This window comes from Mesorhizobium sp. M1006 (assembly GCF_040318825.1).
GTDB lineage: Bacteria > Pseudomonadota > Alphaproteobacteria > Rhizobiales > Rhizobiaceae > Mesorhizobium.
In genome coordinates, this window is sequence record NZ_JAMYMZ010000016.1 from 129,741 (window position 1) to 144,761 (window position 15,021).

15 protein-coding genes are annotated in these 15,021 nt (G+C 63.7%); 10 read left to right on the top strand and 5 right to left on the bottom strand.

Annotated features, from left to right (window positions below):
- Positions 1 to 8: 8 nt before the first annotated feature.
- Entirely contained in the window at positions 9 to 731 is a 723-nt protein-coding gene (locus NKH60_RS17720) for a LuxR family transcriptional regulator (protein ID WP_352501480.1), read from the bottom strand.
- Between the two features lie 153 nt (positions 732 to 884).
- On the opposite strand from NKH60_RS17720, the gene NKH60_RS17725 reads away from it, so the two are divergent.
- The 3 genes from NKH60_RS17725 to NKH60_RS17735 are packed head-to-tail and all read left to right on the top strand — an operon-like array spanning position 885 to position 3,624.
- The gene (locus NKH60_RS17725) at positions 885 to 1,532 is read left to right on the top strand and encodes a cysteine hydrolase family protein (RefSeq protein WP_352501479.1); all 648 of its coding nucleotides are present in this window, start codon (positions 885 to 887) and stop codon (positions 1,530 to 1,532) included.
- A complete protein-coding gene (locus NKH60_RS17730; RefSeq protein ID WP_352501478.1) occupies positions 1,529 to 2,848 on the top strand; it encodes a glutamine synthetase family protein in 1,320 nt (439 codons plus the stop codon). The genes NKH60_RS17725 and NKH60_RS17730 overlap by 4 nt, the downstream gene beginning before the upstream one ends.
- A complete protein-coding gene (locus tag NKH60_RS17735; RefSeq protein WP_352501477.1) occupies positions 2,848 to 3,624 on the top strand; it encodes an N-formylglutamate amidohydrolase in 777 nt (258 codons plus the stop codon). The genes NKH60_RS17730 and NKH60_RS17735 overlap by 1 nt, the downstream gene beginning before the upstream one ends.
- A gap of 66 nt (positions 3,625 to 3,690) precedes the next feature.
- Here the strand turns inward: NKH60_RS17735 and NKH60_RS17740 are convergent, their stop codons facing one another.
- Both NKH60_RS17740 and NKH60_RS17745 read right to left on the bottom strand, forming a co-directional pair.
- Positions 3,691 to 4,455: a hypothetical protein gene (locus NKH60_RS17740; RefSeq protein WP_352501476.1), complete on the bottom strand. Its 765-nt coding sequence runs from the start codon at positions 4,453 to 4,455 to the stop codon at positions 3,691 to 3,693.
- Positions 4,456 to 4,515: 60 nt separating this feature from the next.
- The gene (locus NKH60_RS17745; RefSeq protein WP_352501475.1) at positions 4,516 to 5,391 is read right to left on the bottom strand and encodes a DUF7847 domain-containing protein; all 876 of its coding nucleotides are present in this window, start codon (positions 5,389 to 5,391) and stop codon (positions 4,516 to 4,518) included.
- A gap of 146 nt (positions 5,392 to 5,537) precedes the next feature.
- On the opposite strand from NKH60_RS17745, the gene NKH60_RS17750 reads away from it, so the two are divergent.
- The 6 genes from NKH60_RS17750 to NKH60_RS17775 all read left to right on the top strand — a co-directional run bounded on the left by NKH60_RS17750 (position 5,538) and on the right by NKH60_RS17775 (position 11,494).
- Entirely contained in the window at positions 5,538 to 6,170 is a 633-nt protein-coding gene (locus NKH60_RS17750) for a DUF4129 domain-containing protein (RefSeq protein WP_352474990.1), read from the top strand.
- Positions 6,167 to 7,366 (top strand): DUF4350 domain-containing protein, encoded by a 1,200-nt coding sequence (locus NKH60_RS17755; protein WP_352682106.1) that lies wholly within the window; start codon positions 6,167 to 6,169, stop codon positions 7,364 to 7,366. Before NKH60_RS17750 ends, NKH60_RS17755 begins: the two co-directional genes overlap by 4 nt.
- Entirely contained in the window at positions 7,353 to 8,309 is a 957-nt protein-coding gene (locus NKH60_RS17760) for an AAA family ATPase (RefSeq protein ID WP_352449246.1), read from the top strand. The genes NKH60_RS17755 and NKH60_RS17760 overlap by 14 nt, the downstream gene beginning before the upstream one ends.
- Positions 8,306 to 9,613 (top strand): DUF58 domain-containing protein, encoded by a 1,308-nt coding sequence (locus NKH60_RS17765; protein WP_352872810.1) that lies wholly within the window; start codon positions 8,306 to 8,308, stop codon positions 9,611 to 9,613. The genes NKH60_RS17760 and NKH60_RS17765 overlap by 4 nt, the downstream gene beginning before the upstream one ends.
- Positions 9,610 to 10,641 (top strand): stage II sporulation protein M, encoded by a 1,032-nt coding sequence (locus NKH60_RS17770; RefSeq protein WP_352872812.1) that lies wholly within the window; start codon positions 9,610 to 9,612, stop codon positions 10,639 to 10,641. The genes NKH60_RS17765 and NKH60_RS17770 overlap by 4 nt, the downstream gene beginning before the upstream one ends.
- Before the next feature lie 64 nt (positions 10,642 to 10,705).
- A complete protein-coding gene (locus NKH60_RS17775) occupies positions 10,706 to 11,494 on the top strand; it encodes an RDD family protein (RefSeq protein ID WP_352872814.1) in 789 nt (262 codons plus the stop codon).
- A 270-nt stretch (positions 11,495 to 11,764) separates the two neighbouring features.
- Here NKH60_RS17775 and NKH60_RS17780 read toward each other — a convergent pair whose 3' ends face one another.
- Positions 11,765 to 12,451, bottom strand: coding sequence for a D-lyxose/D-mannose family sugar isomerase (locus NKH60_RS17780; protein ID WP_352872816.1), 687 nt, complete (start codon positions 12,449 to 12,451; stop codon positions 11,765 to 11,767).
- A 245-nt stretch (positions 12,452 to 12,696) separates the two neighbouring features.
- Between NKH60_RS17780 and NKH60_RS17785 the strand changes: the two genes are divergently transcribed.
- Positions 12,697 to 13,755, top strand: coding sequence for a D-TA family PLP-dependent enzyme (locus tag NKH60_RS17785; protein ID WP_352872818.1), 1,059 nt, complete (start codon positions 12,697 to 12,699; stop codon positions 13,753 to 13,755).
- 226 nt (positions 13,756 to 13,981) lie between these two features.
- On the opposite strand, the gene NKH60_RS17790 is transcribed toward NKH60_RS17785, so the two are convergent.
- Entirely contained in the window at positions 13,982 to 14,734 is a 753-nt protein-coding gene (locus tag NKH60_RS17790; RefSeq protein ID WP_352449240.1) for a heme ABC transporter permease, read from the bottom strand.
- Positions 14,735 to 15,021: the final 287 nt, after the last annotated feature.

Genomic DNA, 15,021 nt, shown 5'->3' on the forward strand with positions numbered 1-15,021 from the left:
TGACGCGATTAGGGATGGATCAGACGCCGGCGCACCGCCTCGACGACCGCCTGCGTGGTCGTGCCGACGCCAAAAGCCTCGCGGGCCCGCGTCGAGTGCCATTTGACCGTGCGCTCGGTCAGGCCAAGGATCTGCGAGGTTTCCGATGAGGTCTTGCCGGCCGCGGCCCACAAGAGCACTTCTTTTTCGCGGTCGGTCAGCACGCCCTCGTGGTCGTCATCGTCATTCGCCAAGGCCTGGATCGACATGCCCGCGTATACCGCCATGGTCACCAGTTGCACCTGATGGCGCGGCGACAGGGTGCAGGCCTTCGCGGAAGAGGCAAACGACAGCACGGATTGCCAATGGTGAACGCTGAGCATCGGTACGGCGAAGCCGCTACAGATGCCGAACTCCGTCGCCTCACCGGCAACGCGTCGTGAGCCTTCCGTATCCGACCACTTTGCCGGGACTTCGGACCACAGGAACGGCTTCAGGGTCTTTGCCGAGTAAATGCAAACACCATCAGCCGCGGCATGCTCGGCCTCGACATAGCGTTCGAACCAGCCGGCCGGCCAGCCATTCAGTTCGACCATCGGTGCAAGCTTCTGCCCACCGAGCGGCACCCCGCTCAGGATAAGGTGCTCGAAGCCGAGATTCCTCACGGTCTCGAGAAGGTCGCCCAGCAGCGGCCCGGTAGCTGTATGTTTCCTGCAGCGTTCGACAAAGTCGAACACATCTGAATCGATCATGACACAGACCCCCCGTCTCCACGCCCGAAAACAAAGCTTATCTTAAATTAGAGACTTCGAATACTCCCAATAAGTGTGTCCGCGACGCAGGACGCGTGGACCAAAATCAGCTAAATCAGCCGGATTGTAGTCAGCAACACAGGACCCCCAAGCATGACGCCATCACTGCCGAAACGAAACGAGCCGTTCCGGGCTGGCGAAACCGCGCTGCTGCTGGTCGACATGCAACGGGTCTGGCTGGAGCCGGGTGCCGATCCGGCGCATCCGGAGCGCGGTCCCGATCACTATTTCTACCGGCAGACGGCGTCGCAAACGATCCCCAACCAGGAGCGCCTGCTGGCGGCGGCGCGGGCCAACGGCGTCGAGGTGATCCACACGATCATCCAGAGCCTGACCGAAGACGGCCGCGACTGCTCGCTCGACCACAAGCTGACGCCGATCCATATCGCGCCGAGCCGGCCGGAAGGCCTGCCGGTGCCGTCGCTGGCGCCGGTCGGCGACGAGATCATGCTGCCGAAGACATCGTCGGGCGTCTTCAACTCGACCAACATCGACTATGTCTTGAAAAACCTCGGAGTGCGTTATCTGATCGTCGCCGGCATCATGACCGACCAGTGCGTCGACATGGCGGTGCGCGATGCCGCCGATCGCGGCTATCTCGTCACCTGCGTATCGGATGCCTGCGCCGCCGCCTCGCAGGAGCGTCATGACGGCGCGCTCGAGGCTTTCGGTGGCTATTGCTGGGTCACTGATACCGCCACCGTTACGGGCCGTTTCGAAGCCTTGGGAAAAGCTGCATGACATCGACCGTCGAACCGCTGGTTGCCGTCGTCACCACCGATCTTTCGGCGATCACGCGCGGCCGCTCGGTCGTCGAAAGCAAGCTGCAGAAGATCGCCGCGACCGGCGTCGGCTGGCTGCAGGCCAATCTGTCGCTGACGCCGTTCAACTCCATCGTCGATCCCAATCCCTGGGGCTCGTCAGGCGATGTGCGGCTCGTTCCCGATCTCAACGCGCGGTTCCGCACGGCGCTGACCGGATCGGCGACGCCTTTCGACATGGTCGCCGGCAACATCGTCGAACTCGACGGCAGCCCGTGGGTCGGCTGTACGCGGACCATGCTCAAGGATGCGCTGGCGGAGTTGAAGGCGGCAACCGGGCTTTCCGTCATCGCCGCCTTCGAGCATGAATTCCATATCGAGGGCGACTTCGCACCGGCTCATTCGATGTCGTTGGCCGCACTGCGCCGCGCCGATCCGTTTGCCGCCAATCTTATGGCGGCGCTGGCGGAGGCCGGCGTCGCGCCCGAAGTGGTAATCGCCGAGTTCGGCACCGACCAGTTCGAGGTGACGTGCGAGCCGGCCGATGCGCTTGCCTCGGCCGATCGCGCCGTCGCCATCCGCGAGATCACGCGCGAAGTCGCGCGATGCGCCGGCTGGCGGGCGAGCTTCGCGCCCAAAACCGCTCCCGATGCCGTCGGCAACGGCGTCCACATCCATTTCAGTTTCGTCGAAGACGCCGGCAAACCGGCGACCTACGACCCGGCCCAGCCGGGCGGCCTTTCCAGCCGTGCCGCTTCGTTCTGTGCCGGTGTGCTGCGCCACCTGCCCGCGATCACCGCCATGACGGCGGCGAGTGTGTCGTCCTACTACCGGCTGAAGCCGCATAGCTGGAGCTCGTCCTACACTTGGCTTGCCGATCGCGACCGCGAGGCGAGCCTGCGCATCTGCCCGACGGTGACGATCGGCGGGCGCGATCCGGCGCGGCAGTACAACATCGAATACCGGGCGGCCGACGCCACCGGCAATCCCTATTTGTCGCTGGCGGCGATCGTGCGCGCCGGGCTGGAGGGGCTGAAAGCCAAGCTGCCGGCGCCGCCGCTGGTCTCGGGCGACCCGATACAGATGAGCGTTGCCGAGCGCAAGAAGCTTGGCCTCGTGCGGCTGCCGGAAACGCTGCCGATGGCACTCGACGCGCTCGTCGCCGACAAGACCGTCACCGGATGGTTCGCGCCGGTGTTCGTCGAGACTTTTGTCGGCCTTAAGCGGCATGAGACCGAGCGCCTCGCCGGTCTCGACCCAGTGGCGGTCTGCGATCTCTACCGGACGCTGTATTGATGGCTGAGCCGGTTGCCAACGCCATCCTACCGGAAGGTTGGCTTCCAGCGGTCGAAGCTATCAACGAAACGGGGCGTTCCGATATCGTTCTGATATGCGAGCATGCGTCCAATCATATTCCGGCCGAGTATGCGCGGCTCGGTCTCGACAGCCGCCATTTGCAGCGCCATATCGCCTGGGACATCGGCGCCGCCGCAGTGACCCGCCTTCTGTCGAAGCTGCTCGATGCTCCGGCTTTCCTCAGCTCCTATTCGCGGCTTTTGATCGATCTCAACCGGCCGCTTGGTTCCAGCGGCAGCATTCCGGTGCTATCGGAGGACACCGGCATCCCCGGCAATGTCGGCCTCGATCCGGAGGAGCGAAGCCGGCGTGCCGAAATCATGTTCGCGCCGTTTCATGACCGCGTGGCCGCCCATCTCGACGACCGGGCGAAGCAGGGCAGACCGACGCGCATCGCGACGGTCCACTCCTTCACGCCGGTCTTCCTCGGCATTGCGCGGCCCTGGCACGCCGGCGTGCTTTACGACCGGGCAGTCGATTTCGGCCAGGCAGTGCTTGCCGGCCTGCGCGCCGACGGTGCGCTCAACGCCGCGGCAAACGAGCCTTATGCGATCAGCCGCGACGGCGACTACGCCATACCGGTCCATGGCGACGATCGCGGCATTCAGGCCGTCCTCATCGAGATCAGGCAGGACCTGCTGGCGGGCCGCTCCGGCATCGAAGAATGGGCGAAGCGGCTGGCCGCAGCGTTACCGGCGCAGACACAGGGTTTGTGAACAAGCTCGGCTGCTCGAGCGCAACGCGAGAGCCGAGCCGTCGATGAAAAGCCGGGCGAACCGTCCTTAGGAGAAGATCTGCGACAGCTCTTCGACGCTGGTGCCTTCCTTGACCTGACGCAGCTCGACATAGCTGACGGCGATGGCAACGGAAAACACGACTTGCTCGACCGCGCGCGCCAGAGCGTCCAGGAAGAACACGAGCGGAATGCCTAAGTGGGATAGGACGCGGCCCAACGTGAAATTTGTTGCGACCAAAGCTACGAACAGGGGGAACCAGAGACTGAGCAGAGACCAACGGCTGCCCTTGGAAAGATCGCGGCTGCGGCCCAAACTCGCGAATACCCCCAGTTTTTCCTGAATCAGAACCGGTATCGCTACAACCCAGAGAACCAACAACAAAAATCCCGGAACGACGAGCAGCACGAGGCCGACTGTGAAGCCAATGTTGACAATCAGCGAAATGCCGATTGCCGGCAGCAGGAGTGCCACGGCCGTCCCGATGCAATCACGCATCGACGGCCGCTTGCCGCTCAAATCCTCGATGGCAGCGCGCGTCAAAGCCACCTCCAGCAAGGACATGAGGACAATATAGCCGATCGCGCCAACCACCGTGAGCGCGACCCGTTGAACCGAGAATTCCGGGCCGCCATGCTCGACATTCGTAACGGTATTCCTGAACCAGAGCGCAAATACGAATCTCGGCAGGGCGGAGAAAATCAAGGCAAGCCCTAGGCAAAGAACGGGATTGCGTCCGATGACGGCAAAGCTGTCGTTGAAAACCCTGCCGATGCGAAATTTGTCGGGCTGTTCCAGCGTTATTGACGCCACGATATTACCTATCCAGTCCAGACCGATCCTGACGCGATGAAGGCAGCAAATCCCTTGCCGCTACGAGAAGATTTCCGCCAAGTCTTCGACGCTGGTGCCTTCCTTGATTTGTCTCAGCTCGACATAGCTAACGGCGATGGCAACCGATATTACCGTCGACACGACCGTTGACACAACGGCGCTTCCAATCGCGCCCACAATCAGGCCAACGGTCGAGAGGCTGCCGGTAAGGGCGAAAGCCAATCCAAACACCAAAGCGAATGCCATTTGGAAGGCAATCGCCACCAAGAACAGAATCAGCAAAAGGCCGAATAGTGACCAGCGGCTGCCCTTCGTCAGGGCGCGGCTCCGCGACATCGAGCCAAACACGCCAAGGCGCTCCTGGATCAGCACGGGTACGGAAACCGATATACCAAGCAACCACATGATGCCGGGAACAAGCAGCATCACGAACGCGATGATCGTCCCGAAGATCGGGATAATCAGCCCTGCGACGGCAATCGCAACAACCCCGAGGACCATGACGAAAAAGACCACCAGCCCGATCCCAAGCGTCGGGAATATGCAGCGTAAAGCTATTTGGATGCAGTCACCGATTGCCGGGCGCTTGCCGTTCAAGTCTTCTATCGTCGCCCTCACCAGTGATGATTGAAACAACAAAGCCAGCACAAGATATATCAAGCCAAAAGCCACCGATATTAACGAGTTGCGTAGAATCGCCGAGGGATCGGCAACAGCCAGAGTTTCGGGACTAGCAATATTGATGTTGGCAAAATTGCTGTAATTCCAAAGGTTAAGCACCAGTGCCGGAAGGGCGGAAAAAAGAGCCGCTAGTCCGACCAACAGACCCGGATTGCGGCCGATAACCGCAAAACTGTTGCTGAAAACCCTGCCGATGCGAAACTTGTCCGACCGTTCCAATGTCGTTGAAACCATGATGCGTCCCCCGCTTAATCACCGCATATCGGCTGGTGATCCCCGCATTAAATGTGCCAACATTGGAGGTTGACGTCTAGTCCACTTGCAATTGTCTTGCCGCATTGCCAGTGTCGGCTGGGGAACCACAGGTTGCAGGGGAGAGGGTGGCGTTGGCACAGCCAGGCACAGCGGAAGCCGAACGGCTGACCAATCTGCACAAGCAGCTGATCGCCGATGAGTCGATCCAGTTCGACCTGCCGGCCTATGTGCCGCCAAAGCCGCCCGAGTGGCTGAAGCCGCTGCAGGATTTTTTGTCGTGGCTCAGTCCCTACATGATCTATCTGTTCTGGGGGGCGGTGATATCGGGCGTCGCAATCATCCTGCTTTTGGTCTTCCTCGAGGTGAAAGGCATCGCCTGGCGGCTGCCATGGCAGCGCGCGCGGCCCGAAGTCGAAGACGAAGAAACCTGGCGCCCAGACGCCGGCGCCGCGCAGATCCTGTTGTCGCAAGCGGATGCGCTGGCCGCACGCGGCGACTACGACGAGGCGGTTCACCTTTTGCTTCGGCGCAGCGTCGCCGATATTGCCGGCCGGCTGCCGGACTTCCTGCGCCCGTCGCTCACCGCGCGCGACATCGCCAATGCCCCTTCCCTGCCGGGAAGGGCGCGCCATGCGTTTACCGAGATCGCCCGCATTGTCGAGGCGGCGCTGTTCGCGCGCCGGCCGGTCGGCGCGGAAGGCTGGCGGCAGGCGCGCGGCGCCTATGAACGTTTCGCCTTCCGGGATGCCTGGACGTGAGCGCACCGGCGGTCGAGGCACAGGAGCCGTTCAATCGAAAGACACTGTTTTGGGGGATTTTCGCCAGCCTCCTTGCGGCAGCCGGTTTCTTCCTGCTGTCCACCTATGCTCCCGATTTCCGGCAACCCGGCAATGGCGGCGCCACGCCGCTGTCGAAAAGCGGCGTCGGCTACGCCGGCCTGGCGGAATGGCTGCGGCTCACCGGCGAAGCGCCCTTGATGGCGCGGACCGAAGACGATCTTGCCAGAGATATACTGCTGATCGTCACCATCTCGCCCGACAGCGATCCGGAGGCGCTTGACCGCATTCTTGAGCTTCGCGATGACCGCGAGACTCTCTTCGTGCTGCCCAAATGGCAGACCTTGCCCCTCCAGCAGCATGAGGGATGGAAGATGAAAATCGAGCGTTTGCCCGACACCGTAGTCAACAATTGGCTCGGCCGGATCGCCAAGGCCAAGCTCGGTGTCGGCAGGAGCACCGTCGAGCAACTCGAGATCCGGGGCCATCTCGTCGCCGCGCCGCAAGACATGCAATGGGTTGCCGACGATCACCCGATCATTGCGGCAGGCAGCGGCAAGGCCGTCCTCGTCGAATTCCAAGACAAACCCTTTTTTATCCTGACCGACCCCGACCTAATCAACAATTCCGCGCTTGGAGATGCCGACAAGGCGGCCGCGGCGCGCGACCTGATCCAATGGCTGCGGCCTGGCAAGGGTCTGGTCATGTTCGATCTGACACTGCACGGCGGGGCGCGGAAATATGACCTCGCCAAGCTTCTGGTCGAGCCGCCGTTCCTGGCGCTGACACTGACGATCCTGATCGCTGCGGCGCTGGCGTTCCTGCATGGCCTTGGCCGGTTCGGCCCGCCGCGTATCGACCAGCGCGCGATCGCCTTCGGCAAGCGTGCGCTGGTCGATACGACGGCGATGCTCATGCGGCGTGCCGGCCGGCTGGACGAGCTGGGAGGCCGCTATGCGGCCTTGATGCGGGTGCGCGCCGGCGCGCTGCTCGGCGCACCGCAAGGGTTGCAAGGCAAAGCGCTCGACCACTGGCTCGACTCTCGCGATAAGGAGCAAGCCGGCGGCTTCACGACGCGCTCGCAAGCGGCCGGCGAGGCGAAGAATCTGACGCAGATGCAACAGGCAGCAGAACGGCTGCATGACTGGACGGCAAGGAGGCTCGGTGAACGTCGATGATGTGAAGGCCCTGGCGACACGGATCAGGGAAGAAGTGGCCAAGGCGATCACCGGGCAGCACGATACGGTCGACCTGATGCTGACCGCCTTGTTTGCGGGCGGGCATATCCTGCTGGAAGGTCCTCCGGGCACGGCCAAGACCATGACCGCGCGCTGCTTCGCCCAGGCGCTTGGGATCGCCTACGGGCGGATCCAGTTCACGCCGGACCTGATGCCCGGCGATATCGTCGGGTCGAACATCTACAACTTCCAGACCGGGCAGTTCACGCTGACGCGCGGCCCGATCTTCTGCGATCTCCTGCTTGCCGACGAAATCAACCGCACGCCGCCCAAGACGCAGGCCGCACTGCTCGAGGCGATGCAGGAGCATGCGGTCACCTTCGACGGCACCACGCATTCGCTCGGCCGCAATTTCATGGTCGTCGCGACCCAGAATCCGATCGAGCACCAGGGCGTCTATCCGCTGCCGGAGGCGCAGCTCGACCGCTTCCTGTTCAAGCACCGCGTCAGCTATCCCGGCCCCGAGGAAGAACGAGCCATCATCGTCCATCATGGCGGCGGCTCCGCCTCGCACGACATCGCGCAATATGGCATCGAGGCGCAGACGGATCGCGAAACGCTGCAGGAGGCCCTTGAAGTCGTCGGCTCCGTCACCCTTGTCGACGATGTCGTCGGCTACATAGCGGCGCTGGTTCGGGCTACGCGCGAAAATGCCGATCTGGAGGTCGGGGCCAGTCCGCGCGCCGGCGCCATGCTGGCGCGGGCGGCGCGTGCCCGGGCGGCGCTGGACGGACGCGCCTATGTGATCCCCGACGATGTCAAGGCGCTGGCGGTGCCGGCGCTGCGTCATCGCGTCATCCTTTCGCCTGCCGCACAGATCGATGGCCGGCTGGTCGAGCAGATCGTCTCCGACCTGGTCGACCAGACGGAAGCACCACGTTGATCTATCCCAGCGGCCGAGCGGTATGGGCAGCTGCGGCCGGCGCGGTGCCGGCCTTCCTGGTCGCGCTGGCATTGCCGTCGTTCTGGTATCTGGGATTGCTGTGGAGTTGCCTGCTGCTTGCCTTCCTGGCGGTGGATGCCGCGGCCGGACGCGGACGGGCATCGCTGAATGCCAGCATCGATGCGCCGCAGCAGGCCGGTGTCGGCGGCGAGTTCAGCGTGCAAATCACCGCCCGTCACTCGGGGCCGTGCGCCGCGGAGGCTCGCGTCGGCCACGATGCACGTCTGGCGCCGGTGGACGGCAGCGGCGGCGCCTTGCTGCCAATCGCCGGAGGCGGGTCGCTCAACCTCCGCTTCCAGGCGCTGCGGCGCGGCGTCGCCAGCTTCGACCGTCTCTGGGTGCGCTGGCGCGGGCCGTTCGGGCTGGTCTGGAACCAGGTCGTGCTGCCGGTGGAAAGCAAGGTTGCGGTGCTGCCCGACGTCAGCAGCGCCCGCGGCGAGGCGATCACGCTGCTGCAACATGCGGCGCTTGCCGAAGGCCATGCGCAGCGCCGCGCCGGTCAAGGCCGCGAGTTCGACGCGCTCAAGGACTACCAGCCGGGCATGGGCCGGCGGATGATCGACTGGAAGCGCAGCGCCCGCCACGGCAAGCTGTTGGCGCGCGAGTTCCGCATCGAGGAGAACAACAACATCGTGCTGGCCATCGACAGCGGACGCCTGATGTGCGAACCGGTCGACGGGGTGCCGAAGGTGGACCGGGCGGTGACGGCCGCCCTGCTGTCGGCATTCATCGCGCTGAAGGGCGGTGACATGGTCAGCCTGTTCGGCTTCGATGCAAGGCCGCGCGTTTCGAGCGGCGCGGTGCGCGGCCCCGCCAGCTTTGCGATGATCCAGAAACGGGCCGCCGAGATCGACTACTCCAGCGAGGAGACCAATTTCACGCTGGCATTGACGACGCTGGCGGCGCGGCTCGACCGCCGCTCGCTGCTCATCATCTTCACCGATTTCGTCGATCCGATCAGTGCGGAATTGATGCTGCGCACCGTGGGCCGGCTCACCGAACGGCATCTCGTGCTGTTCATGATGATGAAGGACACCGAACTGGAGAGCCTGGCCGACCTGCCGCCACGCTCCGGCGAGGATGTTGCCCGCGCGGTCGTTGCCGGAGGGCTCTTGCGCGAAAGGCAGGTCGTCATCGGCCGGCTGCGCCTGCTTGGGGCGCATGTGATCGAAGCCGACCACAACCGGCTCGGTCCGGCGCTGGTCGAGCGCTATCTGCAGTTCAAGCAGGAGGATTTGCTGTGACGGCGCCGGTACGCGGCAATGCGGAGCGCGGCGACGCGGTACGCCAGTCGCTGGCCAGCTTCCGCCGCGAGCGCGAGGCCGACTGGAAGGCATTCGAGGCGCTGCTGGCGCGTGTCGAGAAGCGTGCGCCGCGGACGCTTTCCGAAGAGGAGCTGCTGTCGCTGCCGCTGCTCTATCGATCGGCGCTGTCTTCCCTATCGCTGGCGCGCGCGACATCGCTCGATAATGCGCTGGTCGGCTATCTCGAAGCGCTGTCGCTGCGCGGTTATTTCTATCTCTACGGCGCGCGCCGCGGGCTGCGGCAGCGCCTCGCCGATTTCTTCCTGCATGACTGGCCCGAAGCCATTCGCGACCTGTGGCGCGAGACATTGGCGTCGGTCGCGCTGATGGTGATCGGCATTGGTGCAGGCGCCTGGCTGGTGGCATCCGACAAGAGCTGGTTCGACGCGATCATCCCGCCCGGCCTGGCAGGAGGCCGCGGCCCCGACACCTCGGCCGAGCTGCTGCGAGGCATGCTTTATGATGGCGACAATGGCTTTCTCTCAGGCTTTGCCGCCTATCTGTTCACGCACAACGTCCAGGTCGCAATCCTGGCCTTCGCCCTTGGCTTCGCCTTCGCGGTGCCGACGGTGCTGCTGATGCTGTACAACGGCTGCATGATCGGGGCGTTGTTCCAAGTCTATTGGTCCAAGGGGCTTGGCATGGAGCTCGGCGGCTGGCTGGCCATCCACGGCACCACCGAATTGTTCGCAATCTCTTTGGCCGGCGCGGCGGGCATGCGCATCGGCACCAGCATCGCCTTTCCCGGCGAATTGACACGCATGGCGGCAGCGGCTCGCGCCGGACGCATCGCCGCGAACGCCATGGTCGGGGTCTCGGTCATGCTGCTGTTTGCCGGGCTGCTCGAGGGCATTGGCAGGCAGACCATCACCAGCGACGTCACGCGCTACGGCATTGGCGGGGGCATGCTGGTGCTGTGGATCGGTTATTTCTACCTGTTCCGGGCGGTGCGGCATGGCGATCGTTAAACGCGCCGCCTTCGCGGCTATACGGCCGCTGATCACGCCCGAAGGCGTCGATCTCCGGATAAAGTTGGCCGACGCCGGCACGCGGGCCTCCGCCTTCCTGCTCGACATCGTGTTCATCGCCGCGGCGGCAATCGTGATCACGATCGTCGCGCTGTTCGGGGTGGGAGGCCTTGGCAGCGAGGGATTTCAGCCGCTCTTCGTCGTCTGGATCATCCTGATCTTCTTTCTGCGCAACGCCTACTTCATCGTCTTCGAAGCGGGCCGGCGCGCGGCTACGCCCGGCAAGCGGATCGTCGGCATCCGGGTCGCGTCGCGCAGCGGAGACGGCCTGTCGATCGACCAGGTCATCGCCCGCAACCTGATGCGCGAGATCGAGGTGTTCCTGCCGCTGTCGATCATCGTTGGACGCAGCGGGACCGACCTCGCCGACACGCTGACGACGGTGTTCGGACTGGTGTGGACGCTGCTGTTTGCCTTGTTCCCGCTGTTCAATCGCGACCGCATGCGGATCGGTGATCTGTTGGCGGGGACCTGGGTGGTAGAGGCGCCGAAGCGCGCCTTGCTTGAAGACCTGTCGGCACGACAGGATCCGGCGGCCGGCGCCTTCCGGTTCAGCCACGCCCAGCTCGATGCCTACGGGATTGCCGAACTCCACAAGCTGGAGGAGGTGCTGCGCCGCGATGACTATTTCGCCCTGCGGACAGTGGCCGAAACGATCGGACGCAAGATCGGCGCGGCACCCCAAGCCCATGACGCACGCGCGTTCCTGACGGCTTACTACGGCGAGCTACGGGCGCATCTCGAACGCAAGCTGCTGCTCGGCAACCGCAGGGCCGACAAGCATGCGCGGTAGCAGTTGCCGAACAGGCGCAGCTAGCGAGAAGCATCGGTGCTGCCCCTCATCCGCCTGCCTGCACCTTCTCCCCGTATAGTGACGGGGAGAAGGGAGATAGACGCAATGTCGACCACTATTCCGCAACGCTGCCAGTTTGCGAAACCATCTGCGATAGCGTCTTTCTCCCCGTCACTATACGGGGAGAAATGCCCGGCAGGGCAATGAGGGGCGGCGCCGACGAACCTGATGAGCCCCTCTCATGAACCCCGGTTCAAATGCCACCCTCCCCTATCCCACCCACTTCTCATAATCGGACACCAGCAGATGCAGCGGTTCCGTGTCCTCGTCGATGTCCGCGAAGCGGCCGATTGGTTCGCGAAAGACGTTGTCGGTGAGATCGTCGTTGACGGTCGAGACCTCGCCGATCAGCACGTCCTTGCCCTCGGCCCAGAAGGCATGCCAGACACCCGGCAGCAAAGTGACGCTCTGGCCTGGGTCGAGCTTCAGCAGTCCACCCGCAGGTAGTCTGTGGATGGTTCCATCGACAGGCACCGATACTTCGGCCTTCGGATCGATGCCGCCATCGCGATCATGCATGAACAGCTCCAGCACCAGTTTGCCGCCGCCGCGGTTGATGATGTCCTCCGCCTTGATGTTGTGGCGGTGCATCGGCGACAGCTGATCCTTGCGGGAGATCATGATCTTTTCGGCATAAAGCATGCCCATGCCCTTCTTCATGTCCTCGTAGCGGCCGTTGCGAACGGTGAACAGGAACAGGCCGAGCTCGTCGAATTTCTCCTGGCCGTAGTCGGTGATGTCCCAGCCAAGCCGCGACGAGAAGATTGCCGACGAATCCTGCCGGCGCGCCTTCATCTCTTCCGGCGACCAGTAGGCGAAGGGCGGCATGATGTAGCCGAACGAGCGGATGAAGGCGTCGGCGTCGCGGATGATATCGTTGATGGCGGAGCGTTTCATGATCGTGGTTCCTTCCCGTCGCTTTGCGAGCGCTAGAACGGTTCATCGTTTCACGGAACGCCGAACCGCTCTATCTTTCTTTGGACGCAATTCCGGACGGAAAACCGTTTCACACTTTTCCTGGGATTGCTCAAACCGCAATAGCCGAACGTCCATCCGGTGTCGATGCAAACTGCTGTCGCTGGCCCCATGACATGCGGTCCGATCAGGGCCATAAGGTCAACCAATTTTCCGATGGTGAGACCATGCGCAGCATAGACGACCTCGATACGCCGGCGATCCTGATCGATGCCGGCCGCGCCGAAGCCAATATCGCGCGGGCGCAGGCCCATGCCGACAGCCATGGGCTGAAGCTCCGGCCGCACATCAAGACCCACAAACTGCCCTACTGGGCAAAGAAGCAGATCGCGGCCGGCGCCGTCGGCATCACCTGCCAGAAGATCGGCGAGGCCGAGGTCATGGCCGACGCCGGACTGACCGACATCTTTCTGCCCTACAATATCCTCGGGCGGGCCAAGCTGGAGCGCCTCAAGGCGCTGCACGGCCGCGTAACCCTGTCGGTGACAACGGACAGCATGGACACGCTGATGGGGCTTGCCGCCACCTTTACCGATCCCGGCCACCGCCTGCCGGTGCTGGTCGAATGCGACACCGGCATGGGCCGCTGCGGTGTGCAGTCGGCCGGCGAGGCAGTCGCGCTGGCGAGCGAGATCAACAAGGTCCGGGGGCTCGTCTTCGGCGGCTTGATGACCTACCCGGGGGTCGGCCGCGCCGCCGAGACCGAGGCGCGGCTGGCCGAAGCGCAGCAAGCACTTGCCGCAGCCGGCCTTGCTTGCGAGCGCATCTCCAGCGGCGGCACACCCGATATGTGGCGTTCCGGCGAGCATAGCGTCGTTACCGAATACCGGCCCGGCACCTACATCTATCTCGACCGCTACCAGGTCGCCAAAGGCGTCGGCAGCCTCGACGATTGCGCACTGACGGTGCTGTCGACGGTGGTCAGCCACCCAACGCCGACACGCGCCATCCTCGACGCCGGCAGCAAGGCCCTGTCCAGCGACACACTGGGGCTCGCCGATTTCGGTGAGCTGCTGGGCATTTCAGGCGCAAGGGTGACCAGCCTCAGCGAAGAGCACGGCAACGTCACGCTGTCAGGCGGCGCCGAGCTTCGCATCGGCGAGCGCGTGCGCGTCGTGCCCGACCATTGCTGCGTCGTCACCAACCTGTTCGACGAGGTGCATCTGATCGAAGGCGACAAGGTGCTGGAAACGCTGCCGGTGGCAGCACGCGGGCGGATGGGGTGAGTCCAGCTGGAGCGCGTGCGCTTCAGGTACAAAATCCTTCAAACGCTGGAGGGACAGCACCCCCCCTCTGGCCTGCCGGCCATCTCCCCCTCAAGGGGGGAGATCGGTAGCTTCGCCTCTCTTTCAACATTCGCGATTGGCGAAACGATACGTGACATTCAATCTCCCCCCTTGAGGGGGAGATGTCCGGCAGGACAGAGGGGGGCGCGAAGGAACTCGACGGCGGTCAGTTAGCCTGCCTTGCCGCGACGCGGCGCATCGAAATGACTCGGCGGCGGAGGATTTCCGTGCGCATCGCCGCTAGGTGCAGCGCGAAGAAAAGCACGGTGAAGCCGAGTGCCATCACTAGCAATGGCCACAACAGGCTTGGGTCGATGGTCGGGCCGCCGAGCCGGAACACCGACGCCGGCTGATGCAGCGTGTTCCACCAGTCGACCGAAAATTTGATGATCGGAATGTTGATGAAGCCGACCAGGGTGATGATGGCGGCGGCCCACGCGGCGCGCCCGGCATCGTCGAGCGCGCGGGTCAGCGCGATGATGCCGAGATACATCAGGAACAGGATGAAGACCGAGGTCAACCGCGCGTCCCATACCCACCAGGTGCCCCACATCGGCTTGCCCCAGATCGAACCGGTGATCAGTGCAAGGGCGGTGAAGACGGCGCCGATGGGTGCCGCCGATTTCAGCGCCACGTCGGCCAGCGGATGGCGCCAGACCAGCGTGCCCAGTGCCGAGACCGCCATCAGCGTGTAGCACATCATGGCGAGCCAGGCGAAAGGCACGTGGATATACATGATGCGAACGGTGATGCCTTGCTGGAAGTCCTCGGGCGCCGCGAAGCTCATGTAGAGGCCGACAGCGAGGATGATGGCGGCAACGCTCGCCAGCCACGGCACGACCTTGTCGGCCAGCCCGACGAACCGCGTCGGGTTGGCAAGGTCCATCCAGCCGGAGAGGCGTGAAGTCGTGTCGCTCATGCCGCCTTACATAGACCGCCGGCGGAGTTGCGGCAACCGCAGCGGCGGTACGGCGTCTCCCGTTCTCCCCGTGAACGGCGGGGCAATCGCATTTGGATTCTTACGAAGATGGACCCCCTACCCTAACCCTCCCCACAAGGGGGAGGGAACGCTGCCGCCCGCCCTTACTTCCCCTTTTGGCGCCGAAAGGCAGGCAAATTTGGATAGTGTGCTGAAGGTTCTGCAAAAAGTTTTGGAGAGAGAACGGGGCTTGCTCTGAGGGGCGAGCGGCCATGGCACGGTGGTGA